The organism is Rhodovulum adriaticum (genome assembly GCF_004345735.1).
GTDB lineage: Bacteria > Pseudomonadota > Alphaproteobacteria > Rhodobacterales > Rhodobacteraceae > Rhodovulum > Rhodovulum adriaticum.
On record NZ_SLXL01000011.1, the window covers coordinates 21,875 to 39,637 of the forward strand.

At 66.7% G+C, this 17,763-nt stretch carries 15 protein-coding genes; 6 read left to right on the forward strand and 9 right to left on the reverse strand.

What is annotated here, in order from left to right:
• Positions 1-39: 39 nt before the first annotated feature.
• Positions 40-3,384 carry a transglutaminase family protein gene (locus EV656_RS12905; RefSeq protein WP_132604770.1) on the reverse strand — a complete coding sequence of 1,115 codons (3,345 nt, stop codon included), beginning with the start codon at positions 3,382-3,384 and terminating at the stop codon, positions 40-42.
• Positions 3,385-3,530: 146 nt separating this feature from the next.
• Between EV656_RS12905 and EV656_RS12910 the strand changes: the two genes are divergently transcribed.
• The 3 genes from EV656_RS12910 to EV656_RS12920 all read left to right on the forward strand — a co-directional run bounded on the left by EV656_RS12910 (position 3,531) and on the right by EV656_RS12920 (position 6,748).
• On the forward strand, positions 3,531-4,943 hold the full coding sequence (locus EV656_RS12910) for a circularly permuted type 2 ATP-grasp protein (RefSeq protein ID WP_132604772.1): 1,413 nt from the start codon (positions 3,531-3,533) through the stop codon (positions 4,941-4,943).
• A complete protein-coding gene (locus EV656_RS12915) occupies positions 4,943-5,923 on the forward strand; it encodes an alpha-E domain-containing protein (protein WP_132604774.1) in 981 nt (326 codons plus the stop codon). Before EV656_RS12910 ends, EV656_RS12915 begins: the two co-directional genes overlap by 1 nt.
• A 93-nt stretch (positions 5,924-6,016) precedes the next feature.
• Complete coding sequence (locus EV656_RS12920) at positions 6,017-6,748, forward strand: proteasome-type protease (RefSeq protein WP_132604776.1); 732 nt, start codon at positions 6,017-6,019, stop codon at positions 6,746-6,748.
• Positions 6,749-6,798: 50 nt separating this feature from the next.
• Here EV656_RS12920 and EV656_RS12925 read toward each other — a convergent pair whose 3' ends face one another.
• The 3 genes from EV656_RS12925 to ubiA form a co-directional block, all read right to left on the reverse strand.
• Complete coding sequence (locus EV656_RS12925) at positions 6,799-7,125, reverse strand: hypothetical protein (RefSeq protein WP_132604778.1); 327 nt, start codon at positions 7,123-7,125, stop codon at positions 6,799-6,801.
• Entirely contained in the window at positions 7,112-9,163 is a 2,052-nt protein-coding gene (locus EV656_RS12930) for an OmpA family protein (RefSeq protein WP_132604780.1), read from the reverse strand. Before EV656_RS12930 ends, EV656_RS12925 begins: the two co-directional genes overlap by 14 nt.
• Positions 9,164-9,224: 61 nt before the next feature.
• Positions 9,225-10,190, reverse strand: coding sequence for a 4-hydroxybenzoate octaprenyltransferase (gene ubiA / locus EV656_RS12935; protein ID WP_242469099.1), 966 nt, complete (start codon positions 10,188-10,190; stop codon positions 9,225-9,227).
• Between the two features lie 12 nt (positions 10,191-10,202).
• On the opposite strand from ubiA, the gene EV656_RS12940 reads away from it, so the two are divergent.
• From EV656_RS12940 to EV656_RS12950, 3 genes are all read left to right on the forward strand, one after another.
• The gene (locus tag EV656_RS12940; RefSeq protein ID WP_200276724.1) at positions 10,203-10,937 is read left to right on the forward strand and encodes a 16S rRNA (uracil(1498)-N(3))-methyltransferase; all 735 of its coding nucleotides are present in this window, start codon (positions 10,203-10,205) and stop codon (positions 10,935-10,937) included.
• The gene (locus EV656_RS12945; protein WP_132604784.1) at positions 10,934-11,455 is read left to right on the forward strand and encodes a hypothetical protein; all 522 of its coding nucleotides are present in this window, start codon (positions 10,934-10,936) and stop codon (positions 11,453-11,455) included. The genes EV656_RS12940 and EV656_RS12945 overlap by 4 nt, the downstream gene beginning before the upstream one ends.
• Before the next feature lie 63 nt (positions 11,456-11,518).
• Positions 11,519-12,889, forward strand: a complete 1,371-nt coding sequence (locus EV656_RS12950; protein ID WP_132604786.1) for a glutamate--cysteine ligase — start codon at positions 11,519-11,521, stop codon at positions 12,887-12,889.
• Between the two features lie 14 nt (positions 12,890-12,903).
• Here EV656_RS12950 and EV656_RS12955 read toward each other — a convergent pair whose 3' ends face one another.
• The 5 genes from EV656_RS12955 to EV656_RS12975 form a co-directional block, all read right to left on the reverse strand.
• Positions 12,904-14,007 (reverse strand): TFIIB-type zinc finger domain-containing protein, encoded by a 1,104-nt coding sequence (locus EV656_RS12955; protein ID WP_132604788.1) that lies wholly within the window; start codon positions 14,005-14,007, stop codon positions 12,904-12,906.
• A 92-nt stretch (positions 14,008-14,099) separates the two neighbouring features.
• A complete protein-coding gene (locus tag EV656_RS12960; protein WP_132604790.1) occupies positions 14,100-14,873 on the reverse strand; it encodes a sulfotransferase domain-containing protein in 774 nt (257 codons plus the stop codon).
• Positions 14,842-15,537, reverse strand: coding sequence for a hypothetical protein (locus EV656_RS12965; protein WP_207899547.1), 696 nt, complete (start codon positions 15,535-15,537; stop codon positions 14,842-14,844). The genes EV656_RS12960 and EV656_RS12965 overlap by 32 nt, the downstream gene beginning before the upstream one ends.
• Positions 15,538-15,657: 120 nt before the next feature.
• Positions 15,658-16,773, reverse strand: coding sequence for an SPFH domain-containing protein (locus EV656_RS12970; protein ID WP_132604794.1), 1,116 nt, complete (start codon positions 16,771-16,773; stop codon positions 15,658-15,660).
• Between the two features lie 44 nt (positions 16,774-16,817).
• Complete coding sequence (locus tag EV656_RS12975; protein WP_132604796.1) at positions 16,818-17,762, reverse strand: DUF2927 domain-containing protein; 945 nt, start codon at positions 17,760-17,762, stop codon at positions 16,818-16,820.
• Position 17,763 lies beyond the last annotated feature (1 nt).

Below are 17,763 nucleotides of genomic sequence, written 5' to 3' on the forward strand. Positions count from 1 at the left end.
GGCGCGGGATGAAATGGCCGCGCCCTGTTGCGCCCGCGCCTATGCCCGGCGCAGGTCCAGCGTGTAGGGGAAGGCCGGGTTTACCCCGCGCCACTGGGGCGTGCCGGGGCCCGCGCTGTGCCCGCCGGGCTGGAACCGGGTCAGGCGGCGGCCCTCGGCCTCCAGCGCGTTGATCGGGCGGGTTTCATGCGCCCGGCCGCCGGGATGGGCGACATGATAGGTGCAGCCGCCCACGCTGCGGCCCGCGAAACGGTCATGCAGGTCAAAGACCAGCGGCCCATGGGCCGGGATCGTAGGGTGCAGCGCCGACCAGGGTTGCCAGGCGCGGTAGCGGATGCCCGCGATATGGCTACCATCGGCCTGGGCGTGCAGCGGCACCGCCAGCCCGTTGCAGGTCAGGCTGTGGCGGTCGGGGTCAAGGCCGGTCAGTTTCACCTGCACCCGTTCGACCGAACTGTCGACATAGCGCGCGGTGCCGCCCGCGCCGGCCTCTTCGCCCAGGGTCAGCCAGGGTTCGATGGCGTTGCGCAGTTCGATCCCTACCCCGCAAACCGTTGTCTTTCCCGCGATGGGGAAGCGGAACTCTCGCTGTGCGTCGAACCATTCGGGGGCAAAGGCGACCCCGTGTGCGCGCGACAGATCCTGCAAGACCTGCCCGAAATCGGACCAAAGCGGATCGGGCAACAGGAACCGGTCATGCATGTCCGTGCCCCAATCGCGCATCTCGCCCCGGTAAGGCGTATCCCAGAACCACGCGATCAGCCCGCGCAGCACCAGCGCCTGTGCCATGCTCATCTGCCAATGCGGCGGCATCTCGAACCCGCGGAATTCCACCAGCCCCAGCCGCCCGGTGGGGCCGTCGGGGGAAAACAGCTTGTCGATGCAGATTTCCGCGCGGTGGGTGTTGCCGGTCATGTCGGTCAGCAGGTGGCGGAACAGCCGGTCCACCAGCCAGGGCGCGGCATGGCCTTGCGATGCCAGCCGGTCCAGTTCCGACATGGCGATTTCCATTTCATAGATCGCCTCGGGCCGCCCCTCGTCGAAGCGCGGCGCCTGGCTGGTCGGGCCAATGAACGTGCCCGAGAACAGATAGGACAGCGACGGGTGCGCCTGCCAGTAGCGGATGATCGAGGCCAGCAGGTCGGGGCGCCGCAGGAACGGGCTGTCGGCGGGCGTGGCGCCGCCCACCACGATATGGTTGCCCCCGCCCGAGCCAACGATGCGCCCGTCCACCATGAAGCTGATGCTGTCCAGCCCGCATTGCCGGGCCTCTTCGTACAGCGCGGCGGTGATCTCGCGCAGATCGCCCCAGTTGTGGGCGGGGTGAATATTGACCTCGATCACGCCGGGGTCGGGGGTGACGCGGATCACGTTCACGCGGGGGTCGCGGGGCGGTTCATACCCCTCGTTGCGCACGGGCAGGTCCAGTTCGGCGGCCGTTTCCTCGACCGCGGCCAGCAGGTCCAGATATTCCTCGACCGATCCGGTGGGCGGGTAAAAGACGTGCAGGATGCCGTCGCGCGGTTCCACCGTCAGGGCGGTGCGGATCGCCATACCCGGGGCCCAGACCGTTGCGCCGCCCTCTAGCCAATCGTCGGAATCGCCCACCTCGCGCAGGGTGGTATCCGCGCCCATCTGATCCGCGGGGGCGGGGGCGGCGTTCTGCGCGGACTGGCGCACCAGATGCGGGCGCAAGGCGCCGGGATCTGCCATCGGGTCGCGCTGGAACGGGCGCGGCGCGGCATCGCCCAGCCAGTTGAGCGCCCCCAGCGGCAGGCGGAACCCAAGCGGGCTGTCGCCGGGGATGGAAAACAGGTAACCGCGCCGGGTTTCCCATTTTTCCGACGCCCAGCGGAACCGGCGGCCCGTCGCGCGGGCCTGTGCCAGTTGCAGCGGGATGACATAGCCCGAGGGCGTGCCGAACCCCCGCGAAAACACACGCGTCAGACGGGCGCGTTCCTGCGGGTCGTCCAGCTTGCTGTCCTCGGGGGTCACGTTGGCGGGCAGTTGTGCCTCGCGCCCCAGGAATTCCAGCGGGTCTTCGTAGACCGGCTGGGCGCAATCGGTATCCAGCCCCAATCTCTCGACCAGCCGTTTTGCGAAGGCCCCCGCGCTTTGCGCGTTTGCGGCGCCTTTGCCCTCGGGGGCGATGCGGTCGGGGTCCGACCACAGCGGCACCCCGTCGCCCCGCCAGATCAGCGAGAACGCCCATCGGGGCAGTTGTTCGCCCGGATACCACTTGCCCTGGCCGTGATGCAGCACCCCATGGGGGGCAAAACGCGCCTGCAGGCGGCGGATCAGCGCGTCGGCCTTGGCCCGTTTGGTCGGGCCCACGGCCTCGACCGTCCATTCGCCCGCGTCGCGGTCGGTGGCCGAAACGAAAGTGGGTTCGCCCCCCATGGTCAGGCGCACGTCGCGATCGGCCAGCAGCTTGTCCACGGCCTGGCCCGCGCGGTCGATTTCGGCCCACTGGACAGGGGTCAGGGGCCGGGTAACGCGCGGCGGTTCCTTCAGCCGCACGACCTGCATGTCAAAGCCGAATTCGACCTCGGCGGGTTCATGCGCGCCGGTGATGGGGGCCGCGCTGCCCGGTTCGGGGGTGCAGGCCAGCGGAATGTGCCCCTCGCCCGCGAACAGGCCCGATGTGGGGTCCAGACCCACCCAGCCCGCGCCGGGCAGGTAGACCTCTGTCCAGGCGTGCAGGTCGGTGAAATCCTCCTCTGGCCCCGAGGGGCCATCCACCGCCTTTTGGTCGGCGGCAAGCTGGATCAGGTAGCCCGACACGAAGCGCGACGCATAGCCGAATTCGCGCAGCATCGCGGCCAGCAGCCAGCCGGAATCGCGGCACGATCCCAGGGCGCGCTTGATGGTCTCGGTCGGGGTTTGAACGCCGGGTTCCATCCGCACCGTATAGGCGATGGCGCTTTGCACATACTGGTTCAGCGCTACCAGCCAGTCATTTGTCGGCCCCTTGGGCTGCGGCGCGGCGGCCACGAACGCACGAAAGGTGGCGCTGTCGTCGATGCGTTTCAGATAGGGGATCAGGTCATGCCCTAGGGCCGCGCCATAGTCGAAGGGCACCTCGGCGCAGCCTTCCTCGACGAAGAAGTCGAAAGGATTGATCGCGACCATGTCGGCGACCACGTCCACCACGACCTCCAGCTTTTGTACTTTTTCGGGAAAGACCAGCCGTGCCTGCCAGTTGGCAAAGGCATCCTGCTGCCAGTTGAGGAAATGCCCGGACGGGTTAATCTGCAAGCTGTAGCTGCGGATCGGCGTGCGCGCATGGGGGGCCGGGCGCAGGCGCACCACATGGGGGGCCAGCCCGATGGGCCGGTCATAGCTGTAGGTGGTGCGGTGGGTGAGGGCGACGGTGATGCTCATCTGTTTTCAGCCTGCCTGTTCTTTGGGCAACCGGCGCCGGATCGCGGCAGCCGCGTCCAATCTATGCGGATTGCGTGCGAAAAGGGCAGAGCGGATTGCGCAGGCAGTGCGAGGGCGGCAGTCTGATCCCGCCCAGAGGTGAAATAATGTTCGACGAAATGTACGATGGCGCGAAATCGCGCAAGGAATACAAGATCATCGAGGATTGGGTTGCGCGCGAGGGGATAGAGGCGCTGCTGACCAAGCGGGACGAGGCTGAATCCCTTTTCCGGCGGATCGGCATCACCTTCGCCGTTTACGGCGAAGGGGGCGACCCGGACCGGCTGATCCCCTTCGACATGATTCCCCGCGTCTTTGGCCCCGCCGAGTGGGACAAGATCGAACGCGGGTCCATCCAGCGGGCCGATGCGCTGAACGCGTTCCTGCGTGACATCTATTCCGACCGGGAAATCATCAGGGCGGGCAAGGTGCCCGAGGCGATGATCCTGAACAACGAGGCGTATGAACCGGTTGTGCAGGGCTATACCCCGCCGCTGGGTATCTATTCGCACGTCGTGGGTGTGGATCTGGTGCGGGTGTCCGAGGACGAGCTTTACGTTCTGGAGGACAATTGCCGCACGCCCTCGGGGGTGTCCTACGTGTTGCAGAACCGCGAGGTGATGTCGCGGATGTTCCCCGAACTGTTCCAAAGCAACATGATCCGCCCGGTCGATGGCTATGGCGACATGCTGGCAGAGGCGATGCAGGCCGCAGCGCCGCCCATGTGCGAGGGGGAACCGACGCTGGCGCTGCTGACGCCGGGGCATTTCAACTCAGCCTATTTCGAGCATTCCTTCCTGGCTGACCAGATGGGCATCGAACTGGTCGAGGGGGGTGATCTGTTCGTCAAGGACAACCGGGTCTACATGCGTACCACGCAGGGGCCGGAACGGGTCGATGTGCTGTATCGCCGGATCGACGACGCGTTCCTGGACCCCAAGGCGTTCCGCCCCGACAGCATGCTGGGCGTGCCCGGCATCATCGACGCGATGAAGGCCGGCGGCGTGACCATCGTGAACGCGCCCGGCGCGGGCGTGGCCGATGACAAGGCGATCTATACCTACGTGCCGGACATGATCCGGTTCTACCTGGGTGAGGAACCGATCCTGCCCAACGTGCCCACATGGCGCTGTGCCGAGGACGAGGATTACAAATACGTCATGGCCCATCTGCCCGAACTGGTGGTCAAAGAGGTCCACGGTTCTGGCGGGTACGGCATGCTGATCGGGCCTGCGGCGACGAAAGAAGAAATTCAGACCTACGCCAAGCGGATCGAGGCTGACCCGGACGGCTTTATTGCACAGCCCACGCTGGCGCTGTCCACCGCGCCGGTGCTGACCGAACACGGGCTGGCGCCCCGGCATGTGGACCTGCGCCCCTTTGTGATTTCGGGCAAGACGACGCGGCTGATCCCCTCGGGGCTGACGCGGGTGGCGATGCGCGAGGGGTCGCTGGTGGTGAATTCCAGCCAGGGTGGCGGGGTCAAGGACACCTGGGTTCTGAACGCGGAGGTGAACTGATGCTGAGTCGCACCGCCAACGGGCTGTTCTGGATGTCGCGCTATGTCGAGCGCATGGAAAACGTCGCGCGCCTGCTGGATGCGGGCCGCCGCATGGAAAACCTGCCGCAGCCGCCGGGGGCCAAGGCGACGGAATGGCGGTCTATCGTCATTGCCTCTGGGTGCAAGACCACCTTTCCCGCGCCGTTGGACCAGGCCAGCCGGGACAACGTGCCCCAGCATCTTGTCTTTGACGCGGACAACCCCTCCTCGCTCCGCCAATGCGCCCGCTCCGCGCGCGAGAATGCCCGCGCGATGCGCACGGCGCTGACCTCTGAGGTGTGGGACGCGGTGAACCAGACCTGGGCCGAGATGCGCCGCCGCGGCCCCGACGACACGCTGGGCGGGCGCGACCTGTCCGAGTTCATCGATTGGGTGAAATCCCGCGGCGCGCTGATCCGTGGCCATATCGACGCAACCCTGCTGCGCGACGAGGGGCATGCCTTTATCGAGATGGGCAAGTGGATCGAACGGGCCGATGCGACCGCCCGGATCCTGGATGTGAAATACCATGTGCTGTTGCCCAGCAGCAGCGATGTCGGCGGCGGGCTGGACTATCTGCAATGGTTGCAGGTGCTGCGCGCGGCGAACTCTGCCACGGCCTATCGCCACCTTTACCGCCGCACCATCGACCCCGAGGGCGTGGTGGACCTGTTGGTGCGCAATGCCCGCAGTCCACGGTCGCTGGCGGCCGGGGCGCGCGGGGTCTGCAACGCGCTGGAGTCGATCGGGGCCCACACCAACGCACAGCGGGCCGCCCATGCCCGGGCCAAGGCGCTGTGCACCAAATTGCGGGCAGACGCGGTCGAGCAGGTGATTGCCGATGGCCTGCACGAATGGCTGACGGATTTCATTTACGAAATCAATGATCTGGCGGATCAGATCGGTGTTGCCTACGGTTTCGACGGACAAGAGGTCCGCCTGTCCGAGGCCGCACAATAGGCAAAAGGTCACGCAGGCCATACGATTGTTTCACTTGAAGCGCGGCATGCTCTGGACATAGATGGAGCGCTTGCCGTGGAGACGGATGTGACGATGACCTACTGCCTTGCGCTGAAACTCGGGGAAGGGTTGGTGTGCCTGTCGGACACGCGCACCAATGCCGGTGTCGATAACGTCTCGAAATATCGAAAGATGTTCACCTGGGAACTGCCCGGCGACCGCTCTATCGTGATGATGACAGCCGGGAACCTGGCGATCACCCAGGCCGTGATGAGCCTGCTGCAGGAAAATATCGACACCCCCGAATCGGGGATTGAGACCCTGTTTACCGCGCCCTCCATGTTCCGCGTGGCCGAGATCGTGGGCGACGCGATGCGGGTGGTGCAGAACAGGTACGGCCCGGGCCTGTCTGCAATGGGCGAAAGCGCGGTCAGTTCCATCATCCTGGCCGGGCAGCGCGCCGGTGGGGTGCCGCGCCTGTTCCACATCTACTCGGCGGGTAATTTCATAGAGGCGACCGAGGACACGCCCTATTTCCAGATCGGCGAACACAAATACGGCAAGCCGATCCTGGACCGGGTCATTACGACCGAAACGCCGCTGGAAACCGGGATCACCGCGGCCCTGCTGTCGATGGATTCGACCCTGCGTTCGAACCTGTCGGTGGGGATGCCGCTGGATCTGGCGGTCATCAAGGCCGATGAAATCGGCGTGGTGCACCAGCGCCGGATCGAAGAGAACGACCCGAATTTCCTGCACCTGTCGGACAGCTGGTCGTCCGCCCTGCGCAACGCCTTTGCCGAGATGGTGGGCATCCGCGTCTGAGCCCGGGCGCACCCCCCGCATCCACGCCCTGACAGGCCTGTCGCCGGGCGTTATTGCGCGTGAATCCGTTCGATATAGGCGCGCAGTTCCTCGGCCTCGTGGCGGGCATCGCGCAAACCGTCCATCGCCGCGCGCAGTTCGGCCTCGGTCTGGCTGAGCTGGCTGGTCAGTTCATGCTCGCGCTCATGCACGTAGGCCAGCGCCTGGTCGCGGGTCTCTTCGGCCTCGTGCAGGGCGTGGGCCATCTGGTCCAGTTCGCCCATCTCGTTCTCTGTCACGCGGGCCACGCGGTGGAACAGCCACGAGGCCAGCCACCCCATCAGGAATGCCCCGAACAGGATCAGCGTGGTCACGATCACGAATTCAGTCCTGTCCATCGGTCGTCTCCGTTTCTGTGTCGGGCGCGGGGGCCTCGGGGCTTTCATCCGTGGGCGAGGCTTTGGGGGTTTCGCCTTGCGACGGCCCATCCTCGGGCGGGGTGTCGGCGGCGTTATCGTCCCCGGCGGCCGGTTCGCCCTGCGCCGTGGCGTCCGGGTCTGCCCTGGTGGTGTCTTCTGCGTCGTCCTCTTGCCCGGGCGCAGCGGCATCCGGCGGCGGCAGCAGGCGGAAAGCGATCCGGCGGTTGGCCTCGCGGCCCTCTTCGGTATCGTTGTCGGCGATGGGCTGGGTTTCGCCATAGCCCTTGGCCGTCAGGTTGGAGGTAAGCACACGCCGCGCGATCAGCGCCGTCAGCACCGCGTCGGCGCGCTGCTGGCTGAGCGTCAGGTTCATTTCCTCGCGGCCCTGGCTGTCGGTATGACCGCCGATCTCGATCCGGGCGTCGGGGCAGGCGCGCAGCACGTCGGCGATCCGGTCGATCACCCGCACGGCGGCCCCCTCGATCCGTGTGGAGCCGGGGGCAAAGATGATCTTTTGTTCGGCCACAATCGCCTCGATCTGGGCCACGCATTGTTCGGGCGTGGGCCCGGTTTCGGCGGGTTCGGGCGGGGCGCGGTAGGCAATGTCGATATCCAGCGCGGCATCCTCGCCCAGGCGGTCGGTCAGGATGCGGGTCACGCGGGCCTGGGTATCCTCAACCTCGCTCAGGCCGCGCAGGTTCAATCCGCGCGGCGTGACAACCAGCGCGCCGTTGCGCAACTGGGCCAACGCCTCCAGCCCGGCCAGCACGCGCAGCGGCCAGCCTGTGGGCAGGTCGGGGTCTAGGCGCAGGCCGTCCTTGACCTGTTCCCGGCCAAAGCGGTCGCGGGCATAGCTGGCCGCCGCGGTGCGCGACAGCGTGTCGGGAATGCGCCCGCGCAACTGAACCAGCCCCTCGGGGGACAGGGTGGCGATGAATTCGCGCGGGCCGGCGCCGTCCTCTTGGGATTGTGCGCTCTCGGACGGGGGCAGGACGGCCTTCAGCGCGAAAACTTCGGGCAGATTGGCCTCCAGCGCGCCCGCGACCGTGTCAAAAAGGCGGGCGTCGGTGTCCGGCAGGGCGACCAGGGACACGTCCGCATCGGAAAAGGTCAGCGTGCCGCCGCCCAGTTCGACCACGGCGGCGATCCCGGTCACGACCGCGTCGGCCCAGTCGGCGGCGGGGGCGCCCAGCCCCACCTCGCAGTCGGCGCGGGCGGTCATGCCCGCCGCGCGGGCCGCGGCCAGGATCCGATCCGCCGCCGTGCGGCTTTCCGCGGCGCAGGCATCGAACCGGGCCCCGGTCGCGTCCATGCGGAAGCGCAGCGTAAAGGGGACGATGACCGGCCGCGGCGCCGAGATGTCCAGCAAGACGGTCAGCCCCTCGGGTGCGACGCGGCGCAGTTCACGCTCGACCTTGGCTTTTTCCTGGGCGCTGTCGGATACGGCGGTGACCGCCACGCTTTCGGCTGTAATGGAAATCTTGGACCGTTCCAGCCGCTTCAGCGCCTCCATGCCGAATTCCACGGCCGCCTGCCAGTCGGGCGGCACCTCATGATCGGCGGTTTGCAGCATCTCGGTGACGTGCAGGTTCTTGGCGATCTTTTCCAGTTCGGCGACCACCGGCGCGCGGCCGATTTCGCGCGGGATCAGGCCGATCACGGAAATGCCGCTCTCGTTGCGCAAGAGTTCCACGGTGAACTGCGGTGCATCCAGCGGCAGCGAGGGCGTGACCTCGATCTCGTCCAGAACAAGGGTGCCGTCCATCACCCGCCCGGCGGCCGACAGCGCGCGAAAACGATCAGCCTCGTTGGGCGCGGTGCCGGACAGGTGGATCTGCGTGCCGTCGGGGGTGACCGTGGCCCAGGTGATGTCGTCGGCAACCAGGGCGGCGCGGACCTCGCCGGCGGTGCGTGCCTCGATCGCGCGCACGGCCAGAACGGCGGTGCCCAGCGACAGCAAGGCCGCGGCCAGTACCGTCCCGGCTGCGATAATTCTGACAAGCGGCTTATGTGTCATCGCGCGTGGCCTTGGCGTTCATCGGGTGCCCTTCTCTAGGGGGTGGCGCGCCGCGCTGCAATCAGCCCAGCACCGCCAGTCCGAAAAACAGCACCGGGATCAGCCCCGCATCGCGGTTGGACCGGAACAGCGACAGGCAGGTTGCGCCATCCTCGGTGTCGAGGCGCGACAATTGCCAGTAAAGGTGCCCGGCAAAGCCCGCCACGCCCAGCAGCGCCACGAACAGCCCGGCCCCCGAGCTGTTGCCAACCAGCGCCAGGAACACCGCCATCGTCATCAGCGCCACCGATAGCAGCAGGAAGCGGTGCAGAATGCGGCCGGTCTGGGCGCCAAACAGCAGGGCGGTGGATTTCACGCCGATCAGGGCGTCGTCCTCCTTGTCCTGGTGGGCATAGACCGTGTCGTAAAAGATCGTCCAGGCGATGCCCGACAGGTACAGCAGCACCGCAGGCCAGCCCAGTGTGCCCGTATGCGCCACCCACAACAGCAGCGCGCCCCAGTTGAACGCTAGCCCCAGGAAGACCTGCGGCCAATAGGTGAATCGCTTGGCAAACGGGTAGATCGCTACCAGCGCCAGCGAACCGATGCCCATGGCGATGGCGTTCCAGTTGAAGGTCAGCAGGATGGCAAACGCCACCAGGCATTGCACCACCAGCCACACCATCGCGCCGCGCACCGTGACCTGCCCCGAGGGGATCGGGCGCGAGCGGGTGCGCGCCACCTCGCCGTCGAAATCGCGGTCGGTGATGTCGTTCCAGGTGCAGCCCGCGCCGCGCATCAGCACCGCGCCGATGGCGGTGCCCACGAACAGCCACAGGTCCAGCCACAGAAACCCCGTGCTGGCCGCGGCCAGGGTGATCGACCACCAGCAGGGCAGCAGCAGCAGCCAGGTGCCGATGGGCCGGTCCGCGCGGGACAGGCGCAGATAGGGGCGGGTCCATTCCGGGGCGTCGCTGTCCACCCAGTTGCCTTTGTAGGCGTCGAAGACCTGGCCTTGCGGCTCTGGCGTTTCGCCGGTCTCAGGCATAGTTTGACCCCCATGAGCGATATTGGTTCGGCAAAAGTCCGGCTCTATGTAGAGCAGCCCTTGGGGCAGGGGCAATCGGTTCCTCTGACCCGCGATCAGGCGCATTATCTCTTTTCCGTGATGCGGATGGGGGTGGGCGATGTAGTGCTGGCATTCGACGGGGCCAGCGGCGAATGGCTGGCCCGCGTGGCAGAGTCCGGCAAGCGCGGCGGAACGCTGGTTTGCGAGTCGCAGACACGCCCCCTGCAGATGCCGCCCGACCTGTGGCTGCTGTTCGCCCCGATCAAGAAGGCGCGCACCGATTTTATCGTGGAAAAGGCCGCCGAGCTGGGCGCCGCGCGCATCTGTCCGGTGCAGACCGCCTTTACCAATGCCGAGCGTATCCGCCAGGACCGCTTGCAGGCCCATGCGGTAGAGGCCGCCGAGCAATGCGGCGGAACCTATGTGCCCGAGGTCTGCAATCTGCAAAAGCTGGACACCGTTCTGGCCGATTGGCCCGAAGGCCGGCGCCTGATGTTCTGCGACGAGGCGCTGGTCGGCGCGGGCCGCAGCCTGGGCGATGCGCCGCGCGGCCCCTGGGCCATCCTGATCGGCCCCGAGGGCGGCTTTTCCGGGGCCGAGCGTGACCGCCTGCGGGCCTTGCCCTTTGCCCATCCCGTCAGCCTGGGCCCCCGCGTGCTGCGCGCCGATACCGCCGCCGTCGCGGCCCTGACCGTCTGGCAACAAGCCCTTGGAGACTGGACATGAACATGATCCGCCCCGAAGCGATGAAAGCGATCAAACGGATGCGCGAGTTGATCGGCGCGCTGGCCATGGCCCTTGTCGGCCTGTGGCTGTTCGGCGTCGGTGGACTGTTCTTCAAGGCGTTGGGCATCGGCGTGGTGGCCGGGGCCGGGGCGGTCGCCTTTGTCGGGTTGCAGCGCATGCGGTTCCGCACGCTGGATGACGGGCCGGGGCTGGTGCGCGTGGACGAGGGGCAGATTGCCTATTACGGCCCCGATCAGGGCGGGTTCGTCGCGCTGAGCGAGGTGCAGGAAATCACCCTGATCTTCGATGCGGCGGGGCGGCGCTACTGGCGGCTGTCCCAGGCGCGGATGGCGTCGGTGACGATCCCGGTCAACGCCCATGGCGCGGATGATCTGTATGACGTGTTCGTGTCGCTGCCCGGTGCGCGGACCGGGGCCTTTCTGACCGCGCTGGACCGCAAGGCGCATGAGGGCGAGATCACGCTCTGGCGACGGGCGCCCCGGCTGGCCTTGACTTGACCCCGCCACCGGCGCACCTGTTGCACCAACGAGCAGACCCAAGCAGCGGAGGCCCGGCGCCCCATGTCCATCCCCCAATCCGGCGGCGGTCCGATCGAGGATCGCGCGCAACTGGCCGAATACCTGGAAGCGGGCTGCAAGCCCAAGGACGACTGGCGCATCGGCACCGAGCACGAGAAATTCGGCTATGACAAGGACACCCTTCAGCCGATTCCCTATGACGGGGAACGGTCCGTCCTGGCCGTGCTGGAGGGGCTGCGCGACCGGCACGGCTGGACCCCGATCCACGAGGGGGACCATATCATCGGGCTGGAAAAGGACGGCGCCAATATCAGCCTGGAACCGGGCGGGCAGCTGGAACTGTCCGGCGCGCCGCTGGAAACCATCCACCAGACCTGCGACGAGGTGAACGAACACCTGCGCGAGGTGAAGGGCGTCGCCGATGAAATCGGCGTCGGCTTTATCGGGCTGGGGGCCGCCCCGATCTGGAAGCATGAGGATATGCCGATGATGCCCAAAGGGCGCTATCGGCTGATGACCGATTACATGGATCGCGTCGGCACCATGGGCAAGACCATGATGTACCGCACCTGCACGGTGCAGGTGAACCTGGACTTCGCGTCCGAGGCCGACATGGTGAAAAAGCTGCGTGTGGCGCTGGCGTTGCAGCCGGTGGCGACTGCGCTGTTCGCCAATTCCCCGTTTTTCGAGGGCAAGCCGAACGGGCATAAATCCTGGCGCTCGCGCGTCTGGCGCGATCTGGACCCGGCGCGCACGGGCACGCTGCCCTTTGTGTTCGAGGACGGGTTCGGGTTTGAACGATGGGTGGACTACGCCTTGGATGTGCCGATGTATTTCGTCTACCGCGACGGGAAATACATCGACGCGCTTGGGCAATCCTTCCGCGATTTCATGGCCGGGAAACTGCCCGCGCTGCCGGGCGAAACGCCAACCCTGTCGGATTGGGCCGACCACCTGACCACGATCTTCCCCGAGGCGCGCATCAAGAAGTTCATCGAAATGCGCGGCGCCGATGGCGGGCCGTGGCGGCGGCTGTGCGCGCTGCCCGCGCTGTGGGTCGGGCTGACCTATGATCAGGGCGCGCTGGATGCGGCCTGGGATCTGGTCAAGGACTGGGATGCCGAAACGCGCGAGGAATGGCGCGTCGCGGCCTCGCGCGACGGGTTGCAGGCCAGCGTGGATGGCCGGTCCATGCTGTCGCTGGCCGCCGAGGTTCTGCTGATCGCCCGATCCGGCCTGCGCGCCCGCGCCCGGCCCGGGCTGGGCGGCATGGTGCAGGACGAACGCCATTTCCTGCACGCGCTGGAGGACAGCATCGAAACCGCCAAGGCCCCCGCGGACGAGTTGCTGGAACATTACAACGGCGACTGGGGCGGCGATCTGAGCCGGATCTACGCCGACTTCAGCTACTAAGTGGGCGCGCGCCCTCAGCCCTGTTGGGAGATGGCGATCAGGTAACCGACCCCACCGGCGACCAGCAGGCCCAGGATGACGGCAAACGCAATCTTCCAGGCCGACCAGGGCCGTTCGCCCTGCACTCGCCCGGTCTGGCCGTTGACCACGAACCGGTAGCTGCGGCCGCGATACTTGTAGGCGGCCAGCCAGACCGGCAGCAGCACATGCTTGAACGTGACGTCGGACACCTGCGTTTCCAACGTGGCGATGCGCTGCCGGTCGCCGCCGATGTCAAAGGCCACGTCGCGCCGGATCACGCGATCCATCTTTGCGCGGGCCTCGTCATAGCCCTCGGGCAGGGTGACGGTATAGCCCTCGGCGCGGAACCCGGCCAGGTATTCGGGGTGATAGGGGGTCAGCGCGGACAGATCCCACGGTTCCAGCGCGTCGGTATAGCGCTTGGGCAGGCTTTTCGACGCCAGCACCAGCACATCGTCAAAAAACCGCGCAACCCGGCCCGCCACGGGTGTCCAGCGCACCTTTTGCACCCGGCGGGTGACGGGTTTGCCGCCGCGCATCGTGCGTTCGGTGACGTAATAGACGGTGCCGCGCGCGCCGGTATAGCGGCTTTTGGTGTCCGCATCGAAGGTCCAGTAGGGCACGTAGATGCCCTGCATCTTGCGGCCCTTGCGCGCGTATTGTTTCAGACCGTTCGGGGCGAACCACAGCCGGCCCAGCCAATCGCTCATCGCCTTGTGCGCGGCGCGTTCCTCCAGCACGAAAGGGATCACCGCGCGCGGTTTGATCCGCCGCTGAGGGCCGGTATCGGTGACCACGGGCGTTGCACAGAACGGGCATTCAGCGGCGTGGGTGTCGGCGTCCAGTTCCACCTCTGCCCCGCAATTGGGGCATTTCAGCAGGCGGACCTCCTCCATCTCGGCCTGGGGCAGGGCGGCGTCCAGCGCGGCGCGGAAATCCAGTTCCGTGATGGGGGCGGACCAGGGGCCATCGCCCTCGATCTCGGCGGTGTGGCCGCAATGGTCGCAGACCAACCTGCCCTCGTCCGGGGAAAACCGGAAATCCGCGCCGCATTGGTCGCAGGGAAAGCGGTGTTCGGTCGTCGGGGGCGTTTCCATCGGGGCCGCCTTGGTGGGTGCTGTGCGTTGGATGTAGCATCCGGCACGGCCCGGTGCACGCCCTCAACCATGCTACGGGCGCGTTTCCGGCCCTAGTCGGCGTAGCCCAGGGCGCGGTTGGCCGCGGGGCCGCCCAGCCGCTGGAACAGCGCCTCTTCGGCCTCGCCCCAGTCCAGTTCGATATAGCCCTCTGACTTGGTCAGGGTCGGCCGGGCCTTGGCCCGGGCCATAACCGCGGCGGGATCGGTGACCTGCACGCCCAGGAAATCGGCCAACTGGCCGATGGCGGATGCGGGATCGCCCATCAGATCCTCGAATTTCAGCACGATGGCGTTGGGCTGGTCCTGCCAGGCCAGATAGGCCCTGGCCTGCCGGATCTCGCGCCGGCCCAATTTCTCGATAAAGGCGACGGGACCACGGGTGCGGATATCCTCTGCCAGGCCGTCGCTCTTGCGCCCGGAGGTGGCGACGAAACGGGCATACGACATCAGGCTGGTGCGCAGGTCGCGCACACAACCGACGATGTGAAAGTTCTGCGTCATCCGTCTGATCGTTCGAGAGGGCCGCAGGTGCGAAGCGGCGAATTCCCTGTGCCGGATCAGTTTTAGACTGTGGCGCAGCGGCACACGGACATCGAATTTGCGCGGTTCAGACAGGCCGAGTTCCATCAGATACGGGTCGTATGCCTGCATTTTTCGACGATTTATGTGATAGTAAGTTTGCTGGAATCCCAATTCCGCCAAGATTGCGGCCAGAAGGTAGGTTCCCGCTTTTCGCTGCGTGGCAAGCAACACCTTCGGAGGCAAGGTTTCGTCGAGAAAGCGGTCGTTTGCCTTATTCATGGTCTTCCAGTGCCCCCAGCACATCCTCCCCAAGGGTCACGTTCCGCCCTTCGGCAAGGGCCTGTCGATACAGGTTGCGAAAGGCCAGGCGCTCTGCCTCGGGGTTGTGTTTGCCGTTGCGGGTCGCCCAGGCGATCGCGTCGGCATCGTTCTCGACCAGATCGTTATACTTGTCCACGTATTTCGTCCGGAAGAAGGTGAAGCCGATGACGTGCAGTTGCGCTGGCCGAGCGTCGATCAGATAGCGCAGCGCGACGAAACCCAGCGTCGGTTTGGCCGGTGCGATGGGGGCTGCCGCGTGCCGTATGAAGCGGGGGCCAAGCACGTGCACCTCCAGGTCCAGCCCCATCCGCCACAGGCCCAGCACCTTGCGGAACAGGCGCAGGATCTCGCGCCAGCTATACAGCACGAAGACCACGACCTGGGTGCCGCATTCCTGGGCGCTGGCGCGGTCCAGCCGCCCGGCATGGGATTTCGCCGAATTGCGCTGCTGGTTGCGGAAATAGAGGTTGTGATAGGCAAAGGGTGCGCCGTTGCGCGTCAGGGGCGTGTTGATGGACTTGTTCATCCGGCCCACGAAATCGAACGCGTCCGGGTCGATCCGGTCCAGTTCGTCATTGGCGCTTTCGGCCGGGCCGATCAGCAGCACGCGCTTGCCCGCCAGGTCCGGACCGCCGAAGCGCGGCAATCGGAAGGGGATGCGTTTGCGCCTGGGCAAGGGTGGTCTCCGGCTGTCGGTCGCGCACGGGCCGGGCCCGCGCAGGCGTGCACCCTACCGGCGGCCCCGGCAACATTCAAGCGGGCGGTCTCAGGCGTCGGGCGGGGGTGGGGGCGGCGCGACGGTGAAGAGTTGCGCCAGCTCGCGCACCTCCTCGGCCCGCATCCAGCCGTCCTGGCCCTGGGTCCAGACATAGCTGGCGCGTTTCAGGCTGCCCTCGGCGGCCATCCGGCCCATGTCGGCGCGGCTGAAGGGGCCGCGCGTCTGCCCGTTTTCGGCGATGTGCCAGACATGTTCGGGCGGGGGCGGGGGCGGGGGTGCGGCCTGCGCGGGGGCGGACTGAGCCGGCGCAGCCCCCCATGGCCCCATCTGACCGGCCATTGCCATTCCCATGCCTGCGCCCAGGCCCGCCGCCATGCCGCCGCCCGCGGGGTTCGTGGCGGCCGCGGTCATCGCCTCGGCGGCGGAATACTGGGTGAACTGGCTAAGATCACCGGCCAGACCCATCGAGGTCCGCTTGTCCAGCGCCTTTTCCACAGCCGGGGGCAGGCTGATGTTTTCAATGTAGAATTCCGGCATGGTCAGCCCGTAGCCTGCCAGGGTCTTCGACACCTCGCTGGCGATCAGCTTGCCCATCTCGGCGGTGTTGGCGGCCATGTCCAGGACCGGGATGCCGCTGCCCGCGATCACGCGGGAAAATTCCTGCACGATGATGTTGCGGATCTGAAAGCTGATCTCGTCCATGGTGAATTCGCCGTCGGTGCCGACGATTTCCACCAGGAACCGCGCCGGGTCCGTCACCCGCACCGAATAGGTGCCAAAGGCGCGGATGCGGGTGGGGCCGAATTCCGGATCGCGCAGCATCACCGGGTTGCGCGTGCCCCATTTCAGGTCGTTGAAGCGGGTGGTGTTGACGAAACAGATTTCCGACTTGAACGGCGACTGGAACCCGTGATGCCAGTGCTGCAACGTGGTCATCACCGGCATGTTGTTGGTTTCCAGCATGTACAGGCCGGGGGTGAACACATCGGCCAACTGCCCCTCATGGACAAAGACGGCCGATTGCCCCTCGCGCACGGTCAGCTTGGCGCCGTACTTGATTTCATGGCCCTCGCGTTCGAACCGCCAGACCATCGTATCGCGGGTGTCGTCGGTCCAGTGGATGACATCGATGAATTCGCCGGACAGGAAATCGAAAATGCCCATGGGTCAGGTTCCCCGGATCGGTGGGTTGTCGTCGTGCGGGGCGCTCAACTCTCGCCCCCCAGCAATTCCGCCACGATGGTTTCCACGACAGGCCGCGCCTCGCGCGGGGTCATGCCGGGGCGCAGGCGGCGGTCGTACAGGATCTTCAGCAACAGCTCGTCATGGCGGGTCAGCAGCGCGAATTCCTCGTCATCGTTGAAGATCGAGGGCCGCGCGACCGGGCTGTCATTGGCCAGGCCCAGCCCCTGGGCCAGTTCCTCGTGGATGCACGAGGTGCGCATGCGGTCGGGGTGTTCGCCCCGGATCAGCGCCACGGCGTGGCTGTAGGTGCTGCTTTGCCCGGTAGAGAAGGCCAGGACCATGCAGAAGGTGGACCGTGGAATATCGGTGATCGTGCGGATCGCCGCGGGGGTAATGCCGGGCACCAGCCGTTGCAGTTCCGGGCCGAAGGTCAGGCGGTCATCCTCGTTCAGGACGAGGACGTGGAAATTGGCGTTGCCCGGCGTGCCCATCCGGATCGGGTGGCCGGTCAGCCGCGACAGCCGCCCCGCATAAGCCGAAATCTGCGCCCGGTCCTTGGCCTGCTGGGCCTCGGGGACCGTGCCGCCAAAGACCAACCCCATTCGGATCGGTTGATCCCAGCGGCGCAGGCGGCTTTGGGTTTGGCGGGCGATCAACCGGCCGCCATCGCTGACATATTCGTCAAACAGCGCGATGCGGATGAAGTTTTCGACCAGCGCATCCTGGCCAAAGGGCGCGTCGGTCTGGCCGCCATCGGTGCGCAACAACCCGCGCGAGATCAGGTCGGACTGAACCCGCGCGAAATGCCGCGCGATGGCCTGGCTGGCGGGGGTGCGCGGGACGGGGGCGGTTTCAGGGCGCGGCGCCGGTGCGACGGGGGCCTGGGGCGTCGCGACCTGGCAGGCCGACAGCGCGGCCAGTGCCAGGCCCACCAGCCCGGATCGTCCGAAACGGCGCCGCGCCTGCATA